20 protein-coding genes and 1 other RNA gene are annotated in these 18,662 nt (G+C 62.1%); 18 read left to right on the forward strand and 3 right to left on the reverse strand.

Annotation, left to right across the window (positions count from 1 at the left end; all coding sequences use genetic code 11):
* Positions 1-123: 123 nt before the first annotated feature.
* Together gap and tkt are read right to left on the reverse strand one after the other, a co-directional pair.
* Positions 124-1,134 carry a type I glyceraldehyde-3-phosphate dehydrogenase gene (gap, locus tag ACX3M4_RS22705; protein WP_459355240.1) on the reverse strand — a complete coding sequence of 337 codons (1,011 nt, stop codon included), beginning with the start codon at positions 1,132-1,134 and terminating at the stop codon, positions 124-126.
* Positions 1,135-1,278: 144 nt separating this feature from the next.
* Positions 1,279-3,267 carry a transketolase gene (gene tkt / locus ACX3M4_RS22710; RefSeq protein WP_459355241.1) on the reverse strand — a complete coding sequence of 663 codons (1,989 nt, stop codon included), beginning with the start codon at positions 3,265-3,267 and terminating at the stop codon, positions 1,279-1,281.
* A 430-nt stretch (positions 3,268-3,697) separates the two neighbouring features.
* On the opposite strand from tkt, the gene ACX3M4_RS22715 reads away from it, so the two are divergent.
* The 7 genes from ACX3M4_RS22715 (at position 3,698) to ACX3M4_RS22745 (ending at position 7,553) form a co-directional block, all read left to right on the forward strand.
* Positions 3,698-3,994, forward strand: coding sequence for a DUF4164 domain-containing protein (locus ACX3M4_RS22715; protein WP_459355242.1), 297 nt, complete (start codon positions 3,698-3,700; stop codon positions 3,992-3,994).
* 5 nt (positions 3,995-3,999) lie between these two features.
* Positions 4,000-4,380: a cell division protein ZapA gene (locus ACX3M4_RS22720; protein ID WP_459355243.1), complete on the forward strand. Its 381-nt coding sequence runs from the start codon at positions 4,000-4,002 to the stop codon at positions 4,378-4,380.
* 92 nt (positions 4,381-4,472) lie between these two features.
* A non-coding RNA gene (gene ssrS, locus ACX3M4_RS22725) (6S RNA) lies at positions 4,473-4,627 on the forward strand.
* A gap of 46 nt (positions 4,628-4,673) precedes the next feature.
* On the forward strand, positions 4,674-5,252 hold the full coding sequence (locus tag ACX3M4_RS22730; RefSeq protein WP_459355244.1) for a 5-formyltetrahydrofolate cyclo-ligase: 579 nt from the start codon (positions 4,674-4,676) through the stop codon (positions 5,250-5,252).
* A 42-nt stretch (positions 5,253-5,294) separates the two neighbouring features.
* Entirely contained in the window at positions 5,295-6,122 is an 828-nt protein-coding gene (locus tag ACX3M4_RS22735; protein ID WP_459355245.1) for a TIGR00282 family metallophosphoesterase, read from the forward strand.
* A 106-nt stretch (positions 6,123-6,228) separates the two neighbouring features.
* The gene (locus tag ACX3M4_RS22740) at positions 6,229-6,975 is read left to right on the forward strand and encodes a YebC/PmpR family DNA-binding transcriptional regulator (protein ID WP_459355246.1); all 747 of its coding nucleotides are present in this window, start codon (positions 6,229-6,231) and stop codon (positions 6,973-6,975) included.
* Between the two features lie 281 nt (positions 6,976-7,256).
* Positions 7,257-7,553: a MazG-like family protein gene (locus ACX3M4_RS22745; protein ID WP_459355247.1), complete on the forward strand. Its 297-nt coding sequence runs from the start codon at positions 7,257-7,259 to the stop codon at positions 7,551-7,553.
* A gap of 296 nt (positions 7,554-7,849) precedes the next feature.
* On the opposite strand, the gene ACX3M4_RS22750 is transcribed toward ACX3M4_RS22745, so the two are convergent.
* Positions 7,850-8,611, reverse strand: coding sequence for a TSUP family transporter (locus ACX3M4_RS22750; protein WP_459355248.1), 762 nt, complete (start codon positions 8,609-8,611; stop codon positions 7,850-7,852).
* 188 nt (positions 8,612-8,799) lie between these two features.
* Between ACX3M4_RS22750 and ruvC the strand changes: the two genes are divergently transcribed.
* The 11 genes from ruvC to pal all read left to right on the forward strand — a co-directional run bounded on the left by ruvC (position 8,800) and on the right by pal (position 18,431).
* Positions 8,800-9,324: a crossover junction endodeoxyribonuclease RuvC gene (gene ruvC / locus ACX3M4_RS22755; protein ID WP_459355249.1), complete on the forward strand. Its 525-nt coding sequence runs from the start codon at positions 8,800-8,802 to the stop codon at positions 9,322-9,324.
* Entirely contained in the window at positions 9,321-9,938 is a 618-nt protein-coding gene (gene ruvA / locus ACX3M4_RS22760; protein ID WP_459355250.1) for a Holliday junction branch migration protein RuvA, read from the forward strand. Before ruvC ends, ruvA begins: the two co-directional genes overlap by 4 nt.
* Complete coding sequence (locus tag ACX3M4_RS22765) at positions 9,935-10,180, forward strand: endonuclease (RefSeq protein WP_459355251.1); 246 nt, start codon at positions 9,935-9,937, stop codon at positions 10,178-10,180. The genes ruvA and ACX3M4_RS22765 overlap by 4 nt, the downstream gene beginning before the upstream one ends.
* Positions 10,170-11,210 carry a Holliday junction branch migration DNA helicase RuvB gene (ruvB, locus tag ACX3M4_RS22770; RefSeq protein WP_459355252.1) on the forward strand — a complete coding sequence of 347 codons (1,041 nt, stop codon included), beginning with the start codon at positions 10,170-10,172 and terminating at the stop codon, positions 11,208-11,210. The genes ACX3M4_RS22765 and ruvB overlap by 11 nt, the downstream gene beginning before the upstream one ends.
* Positions 11,211-11,326: 116 nt before the next feature.
* On the forward strand, positions 11,327-13,435 hold the full coding sequence (locus tag ACX3M4_RS22775; RefSeq protein WP_459355253.1) for a methyl-accepting chemotaxis protein: 2,109 nt from the start codon (positions 11,327-11,329) through the stop codon (positions 13,433-13,435).
* 83 nt (positions 13,436-13,518) lie between these two features.
* Positions 13,519-13,986, forward strand: a complete 468-nt coding sequence (ybgC, locus tag ACX3M4_RS22780; RefSeq protein ID WP_459355254.1) for a tol-pal system-associated acyl-CoA thioesterase — start codon at positions 13,519-13,521, stop codon at positions 13,984-13,986.
* A 262-nt stretch (positions 13,987-14,248) separates the two neighbouring features.
* The gene (tolQ, locus tag ACX3M4_RS22785) at positions 14,249-14,956 is read left to right on the forward strand and encodes a protein TolQ (RefSeq protein ID WP_459355255.1); all 708 of its coding nucleotides are present in this window, start codon (positions 14,249-14,251) and stop codon (positions 14,954-14,956) included.
* A 3-nt stretch (positions 14,957-14,959) separates the two neighbouring features.
* Positions 14,960-15,409, forward strand: coding sequence for a protein TolR (gene tolR, locus ACX3M4_RS22790; protein WP_459355256.1), 450 nt, complete (start codon positions 14,960-14,962; stop codon positions 15,407-15,409).
* Positions 15,410-15,415: 6 nt separating this feature from the next.
* On the forward strand, positions 15,416-16,360 hold the full coding sequence (locus tag ACX3M4_RS22795; RefSeq protein WP_459355257.1) for a cell envelope biogenesis protein TolA: 945 nt from the start codon (positions 15,416-15,418) through the stop codon (positions 16,358-16,360).
* A 78-nt stretch (positions 16,361-16,438) separates the two neighbouring features.
* Positions 16,439-17,788, forward strand: a complete 1,350-nt coding sequence (gene tolB, locus ACX3M4_RS22800) for a Tol-Pal system beta propeller repeat protein TolB (RefSeq protein WP_459355258.1) — start codon at positions 16,439-16,441, stop codon at positions 17,786-17,788.
* Positions 17,789-17,939: 151 nt separating this feature from the next.
* Entirely contained in the window at positions 17,940-18,431 is a 492-nt protein-coding gene (gene pal, locus ACX3M4_RS22805) for a peptidoglycan-associated lipoprotein Pal (RefSeq protein ID WP_459355259.1), read from the forward strand.
* Positions 18,432-18,662: the final 231 nt, after the last annotated feature.

Raw genomic sequence — 18,662 nt, forward strand, 5'->3', positions numbered from 1 at the left:
CTACATGACCTTGGTGCGGATCGTCTGCCTGAAATGACGGTCGGGCGGCGGATTTCTTCAGGAGGGCGGCTGATGCCGTCAAAAAAGACGCCGGAGAATGTCCGGCGTCTTTAACGGTTCGGCTTAGATGAGCTTCGCCATGGCGATGGCGGTGTCGCTCATGCGGTTGGAGAAGCCCCACTCGTTGTCGTACCAGGACAGGATGCGCACGAAGGTGCCGTCCATGACCTTGGTCTGGTCCATGTGGAAGACCGAGGAATGGCTGTCATGGTTGAAGTCCATGGAAACCAGCTTCTCGTCGGTGTAGCCGAGGATGCCCTTCAGCTTGCCATTGGCGGCAGTGCGGATGGCGTCGTTGATTTCCTGGACGGTCGTTGCCCGCTTGGCGATGAAGTTCAGGTCGACCACGGAAACGTTCGGGGTCGGCACGCGGATGGCGACGCCGTCCATCTTGCCTGCCAGGTCCGGCAGCACCAGGCCGACGGCCTTTGCGGCGCCGGTAGAGGTCGGGATCATGGACATGGCCGCCGCACGGGCGCGGTAGAGATCCTTGTGCATGGTGTCCAGGGTCGGCTGGTCACCAGTGTAGGAGTGGATCGTGGTCATGAAGCCCTTCTCGATGCCGACGGCCTCGTTGAGGACATAGGCGACCGGAGACAGGCAGTTGGTGGTGCAGGAGGCGTTGGAGACGACAAGGTCGCTGGCTGTCAGGGCATCGTGGTTGACGCCGTAGACGATGGTCTTGTCGGCGCCGTCCGCCGGAGCGGAGACGAGAACGCGCTTGGCGCCGGCTTCCAGGTGCATGGAGGCCTTGTCCTTGGCGGTGAAGATGCCGGTGCATTCCATGGCGACGTCGACGCCCAGTTCGCCCCAGGGAAGTTCCTTCGGGTCGCGGATCGCAGTTACCTTGATCGGCTTGCCGCCGCCGACGGAAATGGTGTCGCCGTCGACCTTCACCTCTGCCGGGAAACGGCCGTGAACGCTGTCGTAGCGCAGCAGATGCGCGTTGGTTTCGACCGGGCCGAGATCGTTGATGCCGACGACTTCAATGTCAGTGCGGCCGGATTCGACGATGGCGCGCAAAACGTTGCGGCCGATGCGTCCAAATCCATTGATTGCTACCTTGGTTACCATAATCCACTCCCGCAATCTTCGGTATGCCTCACAGGAAGCTAAACCGATTTAAAAACCACATCCAGTGGTCGCTTGATGAGCACGCTCGTGCTCGAAAGGCCCGGCACCATAGGAGGAAGTCTTGGTGCCGGGAATTGATTTCGATTAAGCGCCGAGCTTTTCCTTGGCAGCAGCAGCAACCGCACCAGCAGTGATGCCGAAGTGCTCGTAAAGCTGCTTGTAGGGACCGCTCGCGCCAAAACCGGTCATGCCGACGAAGATGCCGTCGTTGCCGATGAAGCGGTCCCAGCCCATGCGGATGCCGGCTTCGACGGCGATCTTGACCTGGCTGGTGCCGATGACGGCGGCCTTGTAGTCCTCGGACTGGGCTTCGAACAGTTCGAAGGACGGAACGGAGACGACGCGTGCGGCGATGCCGGCTGCGGTCAGTTCCTTGTGGGCAGCGACCGCGATTTCCACTTCCGAGCCGGAGGCGAAGATCGTGACCGCGGCGTCCTCGTCGCTGTCGATCAGTACATAGGCGCCCATGGCGCAGAGGTTGTCTTCCTCATAGGTCTTGCGCAGCGACGGCAGGTCCTGGCGGGTCAGCGCCAGCACGGACGGGCCGGCCCGGTTTTCCAGCGACAGCTGCCAGCACTCGAGCGTCTCGGTGATGTCGGCCGGGCGGAAGAAGTTGAGGTTCGGAATGGCGCGCAGGGCAGCGAAATGCTCGACCGGCTGGTGGGTCGGGCCGTCTTCACCAAGGCCGATGGAATCATGGGTCATCACATGGATGACGCGCTGGCCCATCAGGGCCGCCAGGCGGATCGACGGGCGGCAATAGTCGGAGAAGATCAGGAAGCCGCCGGAATAGGGGATCACGCCGCCGTGCAGCGCCATGCCGTTCATGGCAGCGGCCATGCCGTGTTCGCGGATACCGTAATGGATGTAGCGGCCGGAGAAGTCGTCCGGGGTCACCGGGGCCGTCTGCGCGGTCTTGGTGTTGTTGGAGCCGGTCAGGTCGGCGGAACCACCGATGGTTTCCGGGACAGCCGCATTGATGACGCCGAGAACGGCTTCCGAGGCCTTGCGGGTCGCCATCTTCGGCTGGTCCTCGGCCAGCTTCTTCTTGTAGTCCTGCATCGCCGTCGCATAGGCGGCAGGCAGGTCGCCGCGGTTGCGGCGCTCGAATTCGGCGCGGGTTTCGGCGTCGGCTTCGGCAAAGCGCTTCTGCCAGTCCTTGTGGGCCTGGGCGGAGCGCAGGCCGGCAATGCGCCAGGCGTCGAGAATGTCGCTCGGAACTTCGAACGGCTCATGCGGCCAGTTGAGGGCGGCGCGGGTGCCGGTGATCTCGTCCTTGCCGAGCGGCGAGCCGTGCACCTTGGCGGTGCCGGCCTTGGTCGGAGCGCCGAAGCCGATGGTGGTTTTGGCGGCAATCAAGGTCGGGCGGTCGCTGGCCTGGGCCTGGCGGATCGCGGCGGAGATGGCGACCGGGTCGTGGCCGTCGACGCTGAGCGTGTTCCAGCCGGAGGCGGCGAAGCGGGCCTGCTGGTCGGTCGAATCGGTGATCTCGACCTTGCCGTCGATGGAAATTCCGTTGTCGTCCCAGATGACGATCAGCTTGTTCAGCTTCAGGTGACTTGCCAGAGACAGGGCTTCCTGGCTGATGCCTTCCATCAGGCAGCCATCGCCGGCGAGCACATAGGTGTAATGGTCGACGAGGTTTTCGCCGAAGCGGGTCGACTGCAGGCGCTCGGCAATCGCCATGCCGACCGCGTTGCCGAGACCCTGGCCGAGCGGGCCGGTGGTGGTCTCGATGCCTTCGCCATGGCCGTATTCCGGGTGGCCGGCAGTGCGGGAGCCGAGCTGGCGGAAATTCTTCAACTCGTCCAGCGAGAAGTCTTCATAGCCGAGCAGATAGAGCAGGCTGTAGAGCAGCATGGAGCCGTGACCGGCGGAGAGCACGAAGCGGTCGCGGTCGGACCATTTCGGTGCGGTCGGGTCGAACTTCAGAAATTCGGTGAAAAGAACTGTCGCGATATCCGCCGCGCCCATGGGCAGGCCCGGGTGACCGGAGTTGGCCTTTTCCACGGCATCGATGGCAAGAAAGCGGATCGCATTTGCCATGCGCTGGTGTTTATCAAGATCGGTCATCGTCTTCCCGTTGCTTGGAGCCCCCCTCAACCGCAGCGGTGTGCTCGTCAAGGCAGATTTGAGGTGCGTTGCTCAATATTCGACTGTCGTCAGTTTCGATCAGGCGCCAGACAAATATCAGGAACCGCACCCGAGTCAATAAAACTGCTTTCCGTCGCCTGGCGGCATCTTGGCGGAAGAAATTTTCTTTCCACGCGTTATAGAGTTGAGGATTCTGCCAATGACGGCATTGACTGTGAGAAGTTGCGGTGCCTAAGCTCGACGCCCTAAGAAAGATTTGCTTTTTCGCCGTAGCACGCGCGGCTGCATGCATTGTCCGCGATGCACTCTTTTTAGGCAGCCATCGCAAGGGTGAAAGCGCTAAATCTCCAGTCTGACTTGGAAGGAACAGGCGGGCCGCCGCAGAAGAACAATTGGGACGACGTAATATATGGCGGATGTCGACTGCATGGAAAAGACCAGCCTTGCCGATGCTGTAAAGCGCCTGGAAAAGGCTGTCGGCCATCTGGAAACAGCCGTCCAGCGCCGTCTGGATGCTGACCGGTCGCTGAACGCGCTTCAGGATGATCTGCAGCGGCTCGGCGAGGACCGGTCGCAACTGGCCGCTTCGCTCGACGAAAGCGAGGCACGCGCCTCGCGGCTGGAAGAAGCCAACAGGGATGTCTCCCGGCGGCTCGTCTCGGCCATGGAAACCATCCGCAGCGTGCTTGACGCGCACGGGGGCTAGGGCGAATGGCGCAAATCACGGTCACCATCAACGGCAAATCCTTCCGCATGGCCTGCGACGATGGCGAGGAAGAGCGGCTTCAGGGCCTCGCTGCCCGCTTCGACGGCTGGATCAACGACTTGCGCGGTGCCTTCGGCGAGATTGGCGACCAGCGCCTGACCGTGATGGCCGGCATCATGGCCGCGGACCAGCTTTCCGAGATGGAACGCAAGCTTGCCCGGCTCGAAGAGGAACTGGCGGCGGCAAAGAAGCAGCAGGTCGATGCGCTCGACAACATGAGCCAGCACGAGGAAGAACTGTCGCGGGCGGTCAACAAGGCGGCTGCGCGCATCGAAAGCCTCGCCGACGGCCTCTCCAAGAGCCTGCGAACGTCGGAAGTCTCCTGAGACCGTTTCAGCGGTCCCTTTCCTTCAACTTCGTTTGTGATGAAATCCGCGCCGCTCTGGTAATCGCGCCCAAGCCGGATTATATGCGTTAGTTGCGGCTGCCCGATACGTCAGGAACATTATCCCCGGGGCCTTACGCATTCCCTTGGGAGCTGTCCCTGCTCTGGGCCGTGGTCCGTTGCATACGGCGCCCACCTACATTGTAGGTTTCCCGGGATTGCAAATCCAACGGTCGGGCGGCTGCGCATATTCTCCTCCCGGGAGAGCGGGCCGTTCTGTTTGCATGAGGGCCCATGACCGATCTTTCCTCCGTTGCCGCCGAAAAAGACGTTCTGCGCAGAGAAGTCCTTGCCCGCCGCAAGGCGATGCCCGTCGTCGAGCGCATCGAAAAAAGCCTGATGCTTGCCGATCATGCCGAGGCACTGCCGCTGCCGGAGGGCGCAAATGTCGCCGGCTTCTGGCCGATCCGCGACGAGATCGACCCGCGTCCGCTCATGGACCGGTTGCGCCAGCGGGGCTACGGCCTCAGCCTCCCGGTGATGACGGGGCCGAGCCTCCTCTTCCGCAAACTGGAGCGGGATACGGAGCTGGTTCCTGCCGGGTTCGGGTGTTCGGAACCCGGACCGTCCGCCCCGGAGGTTCGCCCGGATGTTCTCCTGATGCCGCTCGCCGGTTTCGACGCATGCGGAACACGCATCGGCTACGGCAAGGCCTTCTACGACACGACGATTGCGCTCTTGCAACAGTCGGGGCCACTTTTGTGCATCGGCCTCGGCTTTGCGCTGCAGGAGGTTGACCGCGTGCCATCTGAGGCGCATGACAGGCCGTTGAATGGAATTCTGACCGAACAGGGATACCGGGCCTTCGCCTGACGGCTCCAGCTGGAGCGCCACGCAAATGCCCAGCGAGGATATATGCGCATTCTGTTTCTGGGCGATCTCGTCGGCCGTGTCGGCCGGACCGCCGTCATTGAGCAATTGCCGGAACTGGTGGAAGCCAACCAGCTCGATTTCGTGATCGTCAACGGCGAGAATGCCGCTTCCGGCTTCGGCATCACCGAGGCGATCCTGCAGGATGTGCTGGATGCGGGGGCCGATGTGGTCACCACCGGCAACCATGTCTGGGACCAGCGCGACACGCTCGTCTATATCGAGCGCCAGGACCGGCTGCTGCGGCCGGTGAACTATCCGAAGGGCACACCCGGTCGCGGCGCGCATCTTTTTACTGCGCGCAACGGGGCGCAGGTGATGGTCGCCAATGTGATGGGCCGCATCTACATGGACGCGCTCGACGATCCGTTCGCTGCCATCGACAAGGTGGTGAGCGACTGCCCGCTCGGGCAGGTAGCCGATGCCATAATTGTCGACATGCATGCGGAAGCGACCAGCGAGAAGCAGGCCATGGGCCATTTCCTGGACGGCCGCGTCAGCCTCGTCGTCGGCACGCATACCCATGTGCCGACCGCCGATCATCAGATCCTCGAAAACGGCACGGCCTATATGTCGGATGCCGGCATGTGCGGGGCCTATGACAGTGTGCTCGGCATGGACAAGGAAGAACCGGTCAACCGCTTCCAGCGCAAGATTCCCGGCTCCCGTTTCACCCCGGCAACGGGTGAAGCCACCATCAGCGGCGTTGCCATCGAGACCGACGACCGCACGGGTCTGGCCGAGCGCATCGCGCCGGTCCGGATCGGCGGACGGCTGGAACCGGTGGTGCCGAAATTCTGGAACGGCGGCTGATCCAGGCCCTCATCGTCAAATTCTCTGAGCTGGATTTTCCGCCGCAACTTGCCTATAAGCGGCCCAGTTTTCACCGACATCACCGTAAAAAGAACCGAGAAGAGCCATGGCAGGCCATTCAAAATTCAAGAACATCATGCACCGCAAGGGACGCCAGGACGCGGCCCGTTCCAAGATGTTCTCCAAGCTGTCCAAGGAAATCACCGTCGCCGCAAAGATGGGCGACCCGGATCCGGACTCCAACCCGCGCCTGCGCCTGGCCGTCCAGAACGCCAAGGCTCAGTCCATGCCGAAGGACAACATCCAGCGTGCGATCAACAAGTCGCAGACCGGCGATGGCGAAAACTACGAAGAGATCCGCTACGAGGGCTACGGCCCGGCAGGCATTGCCGTTGTTGTCGAGGCGCTGACCGACAACCGCAACCGCACGGCCTCCAACATCCGCTCCTATTTCACCAAGTGCGGCGGGTCTCTTGGGGAAACCGGCTCGGTGTCCTTCATGTTCGACCGGGTCGGCGAAATCGTCTACAAGCCGGAAGCCGGTGAAGCCGATGCCGTGCTGGAAGCGGCGATCGAGGCCGGTGCCGAGGACGTCCAGTCCGACGAAAGCGGCCACACGATCTACACCGCCTTTGAAGACCTGAACGAGGTCTCCGCCGCGCTGGAAGCAGCGCTCGGCGAAGCGGAAAGCACCAACATCATCTGGAAGCCGCAGAACCTGACGCCGGTCGATACCGAAAAGGCCCAGACGCTGATGAAGCTGATCGACATGATCGAAGACGACGACGACGTCCAGAACGTCTACACCAACTTCGATTTCGACGAAGACACCATGGCGGCTCTCGCCTCCTGATCGCGAGCTTCGATCCAAGTTTGAGAACCCCGGCAATGCCGGGGTTTTTGTTTGGAAATGCCGATACGCTTTTTGAATAAAAACCCCCACCCCTAACCCCTCCCCACAAGGGGGAGGGGGACAAGGCTCTGCCCGGCGTCGGATGCTCAAGTCAATGGCTGGACTTCGGTGGAGATCGAACCTCCGACCCGACAGACGTTCGGCGGAAATCCCCCTCCCCCTTGTGGGGAGGGGCTAGGGGTGGGGGTACAAACAGTGTCGCAAACTCAGGAGCTATCTTGATGTTCAATATCTACGACCTCACCCGGAAGGATCCGAAAACCCTGCAGGAGCGGGCGTTGAAGCTGGCGGAGGAAGCGGGGGAACTGGCTCAGGCGGTATTGTCGGCAACCGGAGCACCTGGGAGCGCCTACAAGAACCAGACGCTGGCGGATGTGCGCGAAGAAGCGGCCGATGCGGCGATCGTCGCCCTCAGCATTCTGGCGCAGGCCTCCGAAAGCCGCGAGGCGTTCGAGGACGAACTTGCCCGGCTGATGGCGGAAAAATGCGCCAAGTGGCAGGAAAAACTGTCAGGGTAACTCATCCTGTCTGAAGGACATGCCTCCAAGCTCAAACCTCATCCCGAAGAGAGCCGTCAGGTCCGTCTCGACTCCGGCCTCATCCTGAGGGGGCCGTCAGGTCCATCTCGACTCTGACCTCAGCCTGAGGGAGCCGTCAGGTCCGTCTCGACTCTGACCTCATCCTGAGGAGGACCGATAGGTCCGTCTCGAAGGATCGGCCACATACTCCCGAACAGGTGGCCGATCCTTCGAGACGCGCGCAAGCGCGCTCCTCAGGATGAGGCGGAAGTTGGCTGAAATGTCGGAAAACAGACCTACCGGAACAGCGGATCCAGCAGCGGCATGCTGGTGAGGGCCGCAAGCGCGATGAGGCCGTAGGCGAGTTTGCGGTAAAGGCCCGGATCGGCACGCTTGAAGCCGTTCGAGCCGGCATAGATCGCCAGCGCATAGACCGGGATCGCCATGATCAAGAGGTGAAACACCTCCAGCGTGAAGAAGCCGTTGAGCGTATAGGCGATGAAGGTACCGACACTGGCGAGCGCGAAGAAGACGATCAGGTTGGCGCGCACGATCGCCGGTTCCTTCGCGCTCGACAGCCAGAAGGCGACGACGGGCGGGCCGGAAACCTGCGAGATCCCGCCAAGAACCCCGGCAACCGCACCCACACCCAGGGACACCGGCTTCGTCGGTTTGCGGTGATAGCGCCATCCTGAGACCAGCAACAGCAACAAGCCCGTCACGATGGCAAAGATGGACCAGCGCAGCACCAGAACGTCGGAATTTGCCAGCAGCCAGGCTCCGAAATGCACGAAGACAATCGCGCCAATGACCGCTGGCAGCACGGTTGCCCAGTCGCAGATCCTGAGCGCCCGGACGACGAGAGGCAGGGCAACGATGCCGTCGATGAAGAGGAAGGCTGCGGCGGCCGTCGAGGGCAGCATGACGCTCGTCGCAACGGGCATGAAAATCATGCCCGCGCCAAAACCTGCAAATCCGCGCACGCAGCCGGCGACAAACAGAACGGCGGCCAGGAAGGCGAGCAAGGCGGGCGAAAACGACTGAAACAGCTCGAACATGAAAAACTCGGAGGCTGGCTGCGGGAGCGCCGGTGGGGGATGCTTGGGTCCCGGACCCGGGCACAAGGGCATGCTTTCGGCAGCAGCCGGTCGGAAACGATGCCCGGCACAGGTTTTGGACAGGCTTTCCGGTGGTAAGCCGCGCTTTGTCTGGCGTCAACGGGGAAGTTTTGTTACCGATTTGTTCCATGACACACGCGATTCGATTGCTGGGCATCGACCCGGGGCTGAGGCGCACCGGTTGGGGCATCATCGAAGCGGCCGGCAACCGGTTGAGCTTCATTGCCTCCGGCACGGTGACCTCCGACAACAAGAAGACCCTGGCAGAACGCCTTGTCGAGCTGCATGACGGCTTGACCGACGTGGTGCGCCGGCACGATCCGGTGGAAGCTGCAGTCGAGCTGACCTTCGTCAACAAGGATGCCGGCGCGACGCTGAAGCTGGGCCAGGCCCGCGGCGTTGCCCTTCTGGTGCCCTCGCTCGCCGGCCTGCCTGTCGCCGAATATGCGCCGAACCTCGTCAAGAAGACCGTGGTCGGCACGGGGCATGCGGAAAAGGAGCAGATCCGCGCCATGGTGAAGGTTCTCATGCCGCGGGCCACCTTCAATTCGGACGACGCGGCCGATGCGCTGGCGATCGCCATCTGCCACGCCCAGCACCGGGCAAGCAGTGTCCGCATGGCGGCACAGATCGCCTCAAGGGGGGCCGCATGATCGGCAAGCTCAAAGGTACGGTCGACAGCTATGGCGAGGATCACGTGATCCTCGACGTTCACGGCGTCGGCTACCAGGTCCATTGCCCGTCCCGCATCCTGCAGGGCCTGCCGCGGGCGGGAGAGGCGGCGGTGCTTTTCATCGAGACCATCGTGCGCGAGGATATGATCCGGCTCTACGGCTTTGGCATCGAGGCGGAGCGCGAGTGGTTCCGTATCCTGATGACGGTTCAGGGCGTCGGGGCGAAAGTCGCGCTCGGTATCCTCGGCATCCTGAAGGCCAGCGAGGTCGCCAATGCGATCGCGCTTGCCGACAAGGCGACGATCTCGCGGGCACCCGGTGTCGGCAAGCGCGTGGCGGAGCGCATCGTCGCGGAGTTGAAGGACAAGGCACCGGGCCTTGCCAGCATCGACGCGGGCACCATCGCGGTCGCCCGGAACGTTGCCGACAAGGTGGCCTCAAGGCCGGTGGCGGAAGCGGTTTCCGCGCTGACAAATCTCGGCTATGCCCAGGCACAGGCGAGCGCTGCCGTCGCCAAGGCCGTCCAGTCGGCCGGGGACGAGGCGACGACGGAGACGCTTATCCGTCTGGGATTGAAGGAGTTGGCCCAATGATCGCCGTGACTTATGCCGTCATTGCCATTGTCTTCGTCGTGCTCGGCATCGGCGGTATCATGTATCTCGATCACCGGTTTTCCCTGTCGGTGGGAGACAGGCCCTTCGCCATAAAGGGACGGCGGATCGAGACGGACGATCCGTTCGTCCGCAGCCAGCACAGGAAGTTCTACGCACTCCGGGTGGCCTATTCCTTTGCCCTGCTTGTGCTTTTGTTTGTGGTCGTAAGCCATGTCGGATGACAGCCGCATCGTCACGCCGGAAATCCGCGGTGACGAGATCGACAGCACCATGCGCCCGCAGGCGCTGGACGACTTTGTCGGTCAGGCTCAGGCACGCGCCAACCTGAAGGTATTCATCGGGGCTGCCAAGGCGCGCGGCGAGGCGCTCGATCACGTGCTATTCGTCGGTCCTCCGGGTCTCGGCAAGACGACGCTGGCGCAGATCATGGCGCGCGAGCTTGGGGTGAATTTCCGCGCGACCTCCGGTCCGGTGATCGCCAAGGCCGGCGATCTTGCCGCACTGCTCACCAATCTGGAAGAGCGCGACGTTCTCTTCATCGACGAAATCCACCGGCTCAGTCCGGCGGTGGAGGAAGTGCTCTATCCGGCAATGGAAGACTTCCAACTCGACCTGATCATCGGCGAAGGGCCGGCGGCCAGGTCGGTCAAGATCGATCTTGCGAAATTCACGCTTGTCGCCGCGACAACGCGCCTCGGGCTTCTGACGACGCCCTTGCGGGACCGGTTCGGCATTCCTGTGCGGCTGCAGTTCTATACGGTTCCGGAACTGGAACACATCGTCAAACGCGGTGCCTCGATCCTCGGTATCGGCATGGCGGAGGACGGTGCTCACGAGATTGCCAAGCGCTCGCGCGGCACGCCTCGCATTGCCGGGCGTCTTTTGCGCCGGGTGCGCGACTTCGCGGTCTTTGAAGGCGCGGAGCGGGTCGACAGGGCGCTTGCCGACAAGGCGCTGCTTCAGCTGGAGGTCGACGGGGCCGGGCTCGACAGTCTCGACCGTCGCTATCTCAACCAGATAGCTCTCAATTTCGGTGGCGGGCCTGTCGGCATCGAAACGATCGCAGCCGCCCTTTCGGAACCGCGGGATGCGATCGAGGAAATCGTCGAGCCCTATCTGATTCAGAACGGCTTCCTGCAGCGCACGCCGCGCGGCCGTATCCTGACAGCCATGGCCTTCCAGCATCTTGGGCTGGCTGTGCCGTCCCGTCCGGACGCTCCGCAAATGGGTCTGTTTTCAGATCCCGACTAGTCTTTCATAAAAGCAGATAAACCCTTGTATTGTCATAACTATCAGGTCTTGTTCAGCGATTAAGCATTTATTCGCGAATCCGAGCCTATTCTCCCGTTAACTATTCGGGGGAAACCATGCGGAAGCGGCTTTCATCTAAACTGGCTCTAATGTTTCTGGCCGGCGCACTGACCATGTGCGTTGCCATTGTCACGGTCACTTCGATCATTTCCCGGGACGTCGCCAACGGGCAGGCGGATGCCGGGCTTCAGAGCGCGACCAGTGCCAAGCAGAAGGTGCTGGAACTGTCGCTCGGGCAGGTCAAGGACAGCGCGGCGTTCTTTTCGACGCTTGAGGGCGCCAAGGACAGCCTGATGAAGACCATGGTCGGCTGGAAGAACCTGAAGGAGGGCCAGAACGAGCTTCTCCGGCGGCTCTTCGTGACCGAAAATCCGGATCCGGAACAGCGCCATCTGCTCGTGGAACCGGCGGAATCGAACTATTACGTGAACAACCACAAGGTCGTTCACCCCGTGTTCCAGGAACTGACGGGCCAGGGGCTCTTCTCCGACGCGGCCCTCGCCAATCCGGAAGGCTTCATAACCTACACCTACCGCAAGGGGCCTGAATTCGCCTTCCATGTGGAGGACGAGGCCATCCAGGGCAATCCGGTCCAGATCGCGCTCGGCAAGCTCTTCGCCGCCTCCAAGGACGGAACGCTGGCAGGCGGTCAGATTTATTCCTCCGGTTTCGTGACCTCCGAGGACGGCACCGTTTCGCAGGTTCTGGCCCTGCCGGTCTTCTATCTCGACCGTTTCTTCGGTGCGATCGCCTTTACCGCCAACATGGAACAGCTCGCCGGTCTCTTGAACGAGAAGACGGGCCTCGGCGAAAGCGAGCGCAGCTTCCTCTCCGATTCGGACGGCAAGCTTGTGATGCTGGATCCGTCCGGTGGCGCGGCAAAGGTGCATGACATTGCCGATATCCGCGTCGACGACCGCCTGATCCAGCTCGATGACGGCGTCTACCGTTTCGCCGAAGCCAGCAACACCTTTGTCGGTGCACCCTTCGGTGTTGTCGAGGCCGTGAAGCAGACCGAGCTTTCGGCTGCCGCCGACCGTATCACCTATGGCGCGATCATTTCCGGCTTCCTTTGCCTGGTGCCGATCGTCGGTCTGATCTGGTGGGTGACCCGGCGCATGTTCGCGCCGATGGAGCGTCTGTCCGTTGCCGCGCGCAGGATCGCCGATGGAGACCTGGACGTTGCTGTCGAGGCGACCGAGCGTGCTGACGAAATCGGCCGCATGGCTCGCTGTATCGAAGTGTTCAAGGACAACTCCGTCGAACGCGAGCGTTTGGCATCCGAGCGCAAGAAGGGGCACATTGCCCGGGAAGCGCGTGAAAAGCTGATCGATTCGCTGATTGCCGACTTCCGTGCCGAATCCCAGGCCGTGCTGGAACTCGTGGAAACCAATATCTCGCGGGTCGAGGAAGTCTCTTCCGCGCTAAGCCACCGCTCCGCGGCGGCGTCCGACCAGGGCCAGACTGCCGTTTCGACGTCGGAAAATGCTTCCTCCAACGTGCAGGCGGTTGCCTCGGCGACGGAAGAGCTGAACGCATCGATTTCGGAAATCTCGCGTCAGGTCGAAACCACCGCCTCCATCGTTGCCCAGACGACGACAGCGGCCCAGAGCTCCAACTCCAAGATTTCGGGTCTGGCGGAAGCCGCCAACAAGATCGGCGACGTGGTGTCGCTTATTTCCGAGATCGCCGAGCAGACCAACCTCCTGGCGCTGAACGCCACCATCGAGGCCGCCCGCGCGGGTGATGCCGGCAAGGGCTTCGCGGTCGTCGCGTCGGAAGTGAAGTCACTCGCCGGGCAAACGGCCAAGGCGACGGAAGAAATCTCCGCCCAGATCGCGGCAATCCAGGCCTCCACCACCGAGGCGGTGGAAGAGATCGCCCGGGTGTCGGAATCGGTCGAAGAGGTCAATTCCTATACGGCGACCATTTCCGATGCCGTGCAGCAGCAGGGCGCGGCGACCGGCGAGATTTCGCGCAACGTTGCCGAAGCCGCGGATGGGACTCGCAGTGTCGCTGCGACGGTCGCTTCGCTGAATGCCGGTGTTGCGGAGAACTCGGAAGCCGTCGGCGACATGCTGAACGCCACCATCGAGATGAAGCAGCAGGCAGAACGTCTGCGAGGCTCCGTCGAGAAATTCCTGGCCGAGGTTGCGGCAGCCTAGGGAAACGCTCTAGGAAGAAAGCAAGTCAGGCCTCCCGGTCGGAAGACCGGGAGGCTTTTTCATTTGCCGTGAAGGATCAGAACGTGTCGGATTGGCCGGATATCGCCGGCCGCCTGGAAGAGGGCGGTCATGTGCTCCCCGTGCGGGTCTATTACGAGGACACCGATTTCACCGGCATCGTCTATCACGGGGCGTATGTGCGTTTCTTCGAACGCGCGCGCTCCGATTTCCTGCGGCTCATGGGCATTCATCATTTCGAGATGGCCGATGGCATCCACGGCGCGAAACTGGCCTTCGCGGTCAAGACGATGACCCTGGACTTCCGCAAGCCGGCGCGAATCGACGATGTGCTGCAGGTACACAGCAGTCTTGCCGAATACAGGGGTGCGCGGATCCGGCTCGATCAGCTGGTCTATCGCGAGGGCGAGCTTCTTGTTTCGGCTGCCGTCACCGTCGCCGTGATCACCGCCGAAGGCCGGCCGACCCGGTTGCCCCATGATCTTTCCGAAAAACTTTTGATGTATGTTCCGGCCGAAAACGTGGGCGGCTAAGCCGCAAAAATCACTGCGGTGTGGGCTAAGGGGCCGGTTTCGAAAATACTTTCAAATTCGATTACTGCGTTAATCTTGCAGTAACCTTAATTGATTCCTTTAGAGGGGGGCTTTCTTTGGCGGGAAAGTCCCAGTTTTGACAAAATCCAACGTCAGAGAGGCGACTGGTCACAGAGCCGGTCGGCTGATTCCGGTTCCACGCTGCCGCATTCGGAACCTTCACTGCAACACCGCGTCAGCAGACCTAGGGGTCATTGAATTTATGGAAACACTCGTCAACACGACACTGACGGCGCCGCATGGCGACATCTCGTTCTTTTCGCTGTTCTGGCAGGCGCATATCGTCGTCAAGCTCGTGATGGTCGGGCTATTGGCGGCTTCCGTCTGGTGCTGGGCGATCATCGTCGACAAAGTCATGCTGATCGGCCGCACACGGCGGCAGATGAGCCGGTTCGAAACCGTTTTCTGGTCGGGCCAGTCTCTCGAGGATCTGTACGGCACGCTTCACAATCGCGTGAACCATTCCATGGCGGCGCTGTTCGTTGCGGCCATGCGCGAATGGAAACGCAGCCACGAAGGCGCGCGGCCGGCAATCGGCAGCCTGCAACAACGTATCGACCGGGTTATGGACGTGACGATCCAGCGTGAGGCGGAGCGGCTCGAAAGCCGGCTGCTGATCCTGGCTACCGTCGGCTCGGCCGCCCCCTTCATCGGCCTCTTCGGCACGGTCTGGGGCATCATGACCGCCTTCCAGGCGATCGCGGCCTCCGAGAGCACCAACCTTGCCGTCGTGGCTCCGGGCATCGCTGAAGCGCTGTTTGCGACCGCTCTCGGCCTGCTCGCCGCAATTCCGGCGGTTATCGCCTATAACAAACTAGCAGCCGATGTCGGCAAGGCGGTCTCGCGCATGGAAGGGTTCGCAGACGAATTCTCCGCGATCCTCTCCCGCCAGATCGACGAAAGGGGCTGAACCATGGCCATGCAGGTCGGTTCCGGTCAATCAGGCGGACGGCGTGGCCGGCGCCGGCGGCGCAATGCGCCGATGAGCGAGATCAACGTCACGCCGATGGTGGACGTGATGCTCGTGCTGCTGATCATCTTCATGGTGGCCGCACCTCTGCTCACGGTCGGCGTGCCGATCGACCTTCCGGAGACCCAGGCCAAGGCGCTGGAAGGCGATACTGAGCCGATAACGATCTCGGTGAATGCATCCGGTGAGATTTTCATTCAGGAAACGCCGATCACCATCGACGAGATCGTTCCGAAGCTCGAGGCCATTGCCTCCAACGGCTACGAAGAGCGCATCTATGTGCGCGGCGATCAGGATGCCGACTACGGCACCATGATGAAACTCATGGGCCGCATCAGTGCGGCCGGGTTCAAACATCTCGGCCTTGTTACTTTGGAAGAACGGGACTCGTAACGCCAAATGCGCGCAGGTCTCATCGCGTCTCTGGCCGGACATACGGCCCTTCTCCTCTGGGGCTTGATCGCCTTTCCGGACGCGGAGAGTTTTACCGTCCCGCAGGTGGAATCCCTTCCGGTCGACCTGGTCCCGGTAGAGGAATTCACCCGGCTCCGAACCGGCGACAAGAGTGCCGAAATCCGCGAAGTTGCCGCAGTGAAGCCGAGCGAAACGCCGGACAAGGAGCCGCCGAAGCCTGCGGACAAGCCGGGCGAGAAGAAGGCTGAACCGGTGCCGCCGAAACCGACACCGGCACCGACGCCTCCTCCCGCGCCCGCACCGCAGCCGGTGGCGGAACCGGCACCGGCTCCGGCCCCCGTTCCGGAACAGGTAGCCGCCGTGGAACCGGCTCCGGCACCTGCGCCGGCCGCCGAACCGGTGCCGCAGCAGGCAGCTCCCCCCGTGCCGCAGCCGATCGTCACCAAGGTCGCCCCGCGCTCGAAGCCGACACCTCCTCGAAACACGCCTGAACAGCCGAAGCCGGAACTCGACACCTCAGAGATCGCGGCGCTGCTCGACAAGCGCGACCCGGCCAGGGAACAGGGCGAGCAATCCCAGCAGCCGGCGTCGCTCGGCTCTGAAAGGGGCCAGCCGGTCGTTCAGATGAGCGTGTCCGAACTGGATGCACTCCGTGGGCAGGTCGCCAGATGCTGGAACCCGCCGGTGGGTGCCGTCGGTGCTGAAGACCTGAAGGTCAAGGTGAAGTTCAACCTGTCGCAGAACGGCGAGGTGACAGGTGGGCCCCAGGTCATGAATTCAAGCGGTAATCCCGCGTTCGGAGCTGCGGCCAGCAGCGCGACGCGTGCGATTATGCGCTGTGCGCCATACAATCTGCCAATTGCCAAGTATGAAGCATGGCAGGAAGTGATCATCAATTTCGATCCGAAAGAGATGATCGTCGGAGGGTAGAGCGTCAGGCGATGTTTGAACCAGTCCTGAACCTAGACCCGATTGTCCGGATAAACCGATAAGGGAGCTGTTGTGCTCATGCGCGGAATTTTGAAAAAACTTTCTGTACTTGCGGGGAAACAAGCCCGCGGGCTCGCCCTTCTCGTTGCCTCATTTGCTGTTTTTGCTCCTCTGCCGGCCGTGGCTCTCGTCGAGATCGACATCACCCAGGGCAATATCGAGCCGCTGCCGATTGCGCTGCCCCCCTTTTCCGCTGAAGGCGGCGACGGCAAGCTCGCCGTCGACATGACCGGTGTGATTGCCGCCGACCTGAAGCGGTCGGGCCTCTTCAATCCGCTCGATCCGGCCAGCTTCATCCAGAAGAACATGAGCGTGAATTCCTCGCCGCGCTTCGGCGACTGGCGCCAGATCAGCGCTCAGGCGCTTGTCACCGGCACGGTCATCAAGCAGCCGGACGGGCGCCTGCGCGCCGAGTTCCGCCTCTGGGACGTCTTCGCCGGCGAGCAGATGCTCGGCCAGCAGTTCTATACGACGCCGGAAAACTGGCGCCGCCTTGCCCACATCATCGCGGATGCGATCTATGAGCGCCTGACCGGTGAAAAGGGATATTTCGATACGCGCATCGTCTTTGTCGACGAGACCGGTCCGAAGGACAAGCGCGTCAAGCGGCTGGCCATCATGGACCAGGACGGCGCCAACACGCGCTACCTGACCCGGGGCGACGATCTGGTGCTGACGCCGCGCTTCTCGCCGACGAGCCAGGAAATCACCTACATGTCCTATGCGGGGGCGGACCCGAGTGTCTACCTGCTCAACATCGAGACCGGCCAGCGGGAGATCGTCGGCAACTTCCCGGGCATGACCTTTGCCCCGCGATTCTCGCCGGACGGCCAGAGCGTGGTGATGAGCCTGCAGCAGGGCGGCAATGCCAATATCTTCAAGATGGACCTGCGCTCGCGCCAGACCACAAGGCTGACCAACGACGCCGCCATCGACACAAGCCCGTCCTTCTCGCCGGACGGCAGCCAGATCGTGTTCGAATCCGACCGGGGCGGCACGCAGCAGCTCTATGTCATGAATGCAGGCGGCGGCGGAGCGCAGCGCATTTCCTTCGGTCCGGGACGCTATTCGACGCCAGTCTGGTCACCGCGCGGCGACCTGATCGCCTTCACCAAGCAGCATCAGGGCCGGTTCATGATCGGTGTGATGCGGCCTGACGGCAAGGGCGAGCGTATTCTGACCGAAGGGTATCACAACGAAGGACCGGCCTGGTCGCCCAACGGGCGCGTGCTGGTATTCTTCCGCGACACACCGGGCGCCAATGGCGGCCCTCAGGTCTGGACCGTGGACCTGACCGGTTACAACGAGCAGCGGGTAGAGACCCCGGCCTTTGCGTCGGATCCGTCCTGGTCGCCGCTCATCGACTGAGGCAGTGGTTCGGTCTGCTCGGGCAGGCTGTGTTAAGCTTTCGCTAACCACGTTTGATAGGGCGTTTTTTACCGGTTTTGGCTAGAAAACGTTTACCAAGAACCAGACGATCCCAATGTCAGGTTGGCGGGCTGGGGTTTAGGAGACAGGAATGTTCAAGAGTGAAACCGCCGCACGAGGCGCGCGATGGGTAGCAGTTGTTTTCGCGCTTCTGTTTGTGGTTGCGTGTGATCGTACCAAACCGGACGGACTTGCCAACGGTGTGAATGCAAAGCCGGGCACAGGCCAGGACTTCGTCGTCAATGTCGGCGACCGCGTCTTCTTCGAGGAAGACCAGTCGACCCTCAACGCCCAGGGCCAGACGACACTTGCCAACCAGGCCAAGTGGCTGAACCGCTATTCCCAGTACACGATCACCGTGGAAGGCCATGCGGACGAGCGCGGCACGCGCCAGTACAACATTGCGCTGGGGGCCCGCCGTGCCCAGTCCGCGCGTGACTACCTGGTCGCCCAGGGCGTGAATGCGTCGCGCATCAGGACGATTTCCTATGGCAAGGAACGCCCGGTCGCCGTTTGTAACGACAACAGCTGCTGGTCCCAGAACCGCCGTGCGGTGACCGTGCTGAACAACGCGACGAACTGATCGTTCAGCCTTTGATGTCTGGAAGGCCGGGCCGGTGCCCGGCCTTTTGTTTGTGAGGCGCCCGAACTCTTCGATTTCAGCCGGAAACGTCAAAATTTGGCCGAAGTCCGAGCGCTCTGTGCACTTGAGTACAGTGCCGGGCGTGGTAAGTACTACGCACGTGGATTTGTTTTGTAATTGCGTCTGAGAGCGATCCGCGAACGGGCCCGGTACGGGGTCCAGCACCGGGAC

Source organism: Roseibium sp. M-1 (genome assembly GCF_054515675.1).

Excerpts from the sequence above, each read along its gene's own strand:
- tolR (WP_459355256.1), top strand. The coding sequence starts at position 14,960 with ATGGCCATGCAGGTCGGTTCCGGTCAATCAGGCGGACGGCGTGGCCGG.
- ACX3M4_RS22715 (WP_459355242.1), top strand. The coding sequence starts at position 3,698 with ATGGCGGATGTCGACTGCATGGAAAAGACCAGCCTTGCCGATGCTGTA.
- tolQ (WP_459355255.1), top strand. The coding sequence starts at position 14,249 with ATGGAAACACTCGTCAACACGACACTGACGGCGCCGCATGGCGACATC.
- tkt (WP_459355241.1), bottom strand. The coding sequence starts at position 3,267 with ATGACCGATCTTGATAAACACCAGCGCATGGCAAATGCGATCCGCTTT.
- ACX3M4_RS22750 (WP_459355248.1), bottom strand. The coding sequence starts at position 8,611 with ATGTTCGAGCTGTTTCAGTCGTTTTCGCCCGCCTTGCTCGCCTTCCTG.
- ACX3M4_RS22795 (WP_459355257.1), top strand. The coding sequence starts at position 15,416 with ATGCGCGCAGGTCTCATCGCGTCTCTGGCCGGACATACGGCCCTTCTC.
- ACX3M4_RS22775 (WP_459355253.1), top strand. The coding sequence starts at position 11,327 with ATGCGGAAGCGGCTTTCATCTAAACTGGCTCTAATGTTTCTGGCCGGC.
- ACX3M4_RS22720 (WP_459355243.1), top strand. The coding sequence starts at position 4,000 with ATGGCGCAAATCACGGTCACCATCAACGGCAAATCCTTCCGCATGGCC.
- ACX3M4_RS22735 (WP_459355245.1), top strand. The coding sequence starts at position 5,295 with ATGCGCATTCTGTTTCTGGGCGATCTCGTCGGCCGTGTCGGCCGGACC.
- gap (WP_459355240.1), bottom strand. The coding sequence starts at position 1,134 with ATGGTAACCAAGGTAGCAATCAATGGATTTGGACGCATCGGCCGCAAC.
- ruvA (WP_459355250.1), top strand. The coding sequence starts at position 9,321 with ATGATCGGCAAGCTCAAAGGTACGGTCGACAGCTATGGCGAGGATCAC.
- ruvB (WP_459355252.1), top strand. The coding sequence starts at position 10,170 with ATGTCGGATGACAGCCGCATCGTCACGCCGGAAATCCGCGGTGACGAG.
- ACX3M4_RS22745 (WP_459355247.1), top strand. The coding sequence starts at position 7,257 with ATGTTCAATATCTACGACCTCACCCGGAAGGATCCGAAAACCCTGCAG.
- tolB (WP_459355258.1), top strand. The coding sequence starts at position 16,439 with ATGCGCGGAATTTTGAAAAAACTTTCTGTACTTGCGGGGAAACAAGCC.
- pal (WP_459355259.1), top strand. The coding sequence starts at position 17,940 with ATGTTCAAGAGTGAAACCGCCGCACGAGGCGCGCGATGGGTAGCAGTT.
- ruvC (WP_459355249.1), top strand. The coding sequence starts at position 8,800 with ATGACACACGCGATTCGATTGCTGGGCATCGACCCGGGGCTGAGGCGC.
- ACX3M4_RS22740 (WP_459355246.1), top strand. The coding sequence starts at position 6,229 with ATGGCAGGCCATTCAAAATTCAAGAACATCATGCACCGCAAGGGACGC.
- ACX3M4_RS22765 (WP_459355251.1), top strand. The coding sequence starts at position 9,935 with ATGATCGCCGTGACTTATGCCGTCATTGCCATTGTCTTCGTCGTGCTC.
- ACX3M4_RS22730 (WP_459355244.1), top strand. The coding sequence starts at position 4,674 with ATGACCGATCTTTCCTCCGTTGCCGCCGAAAAAGACGTTCTGCGCAGA.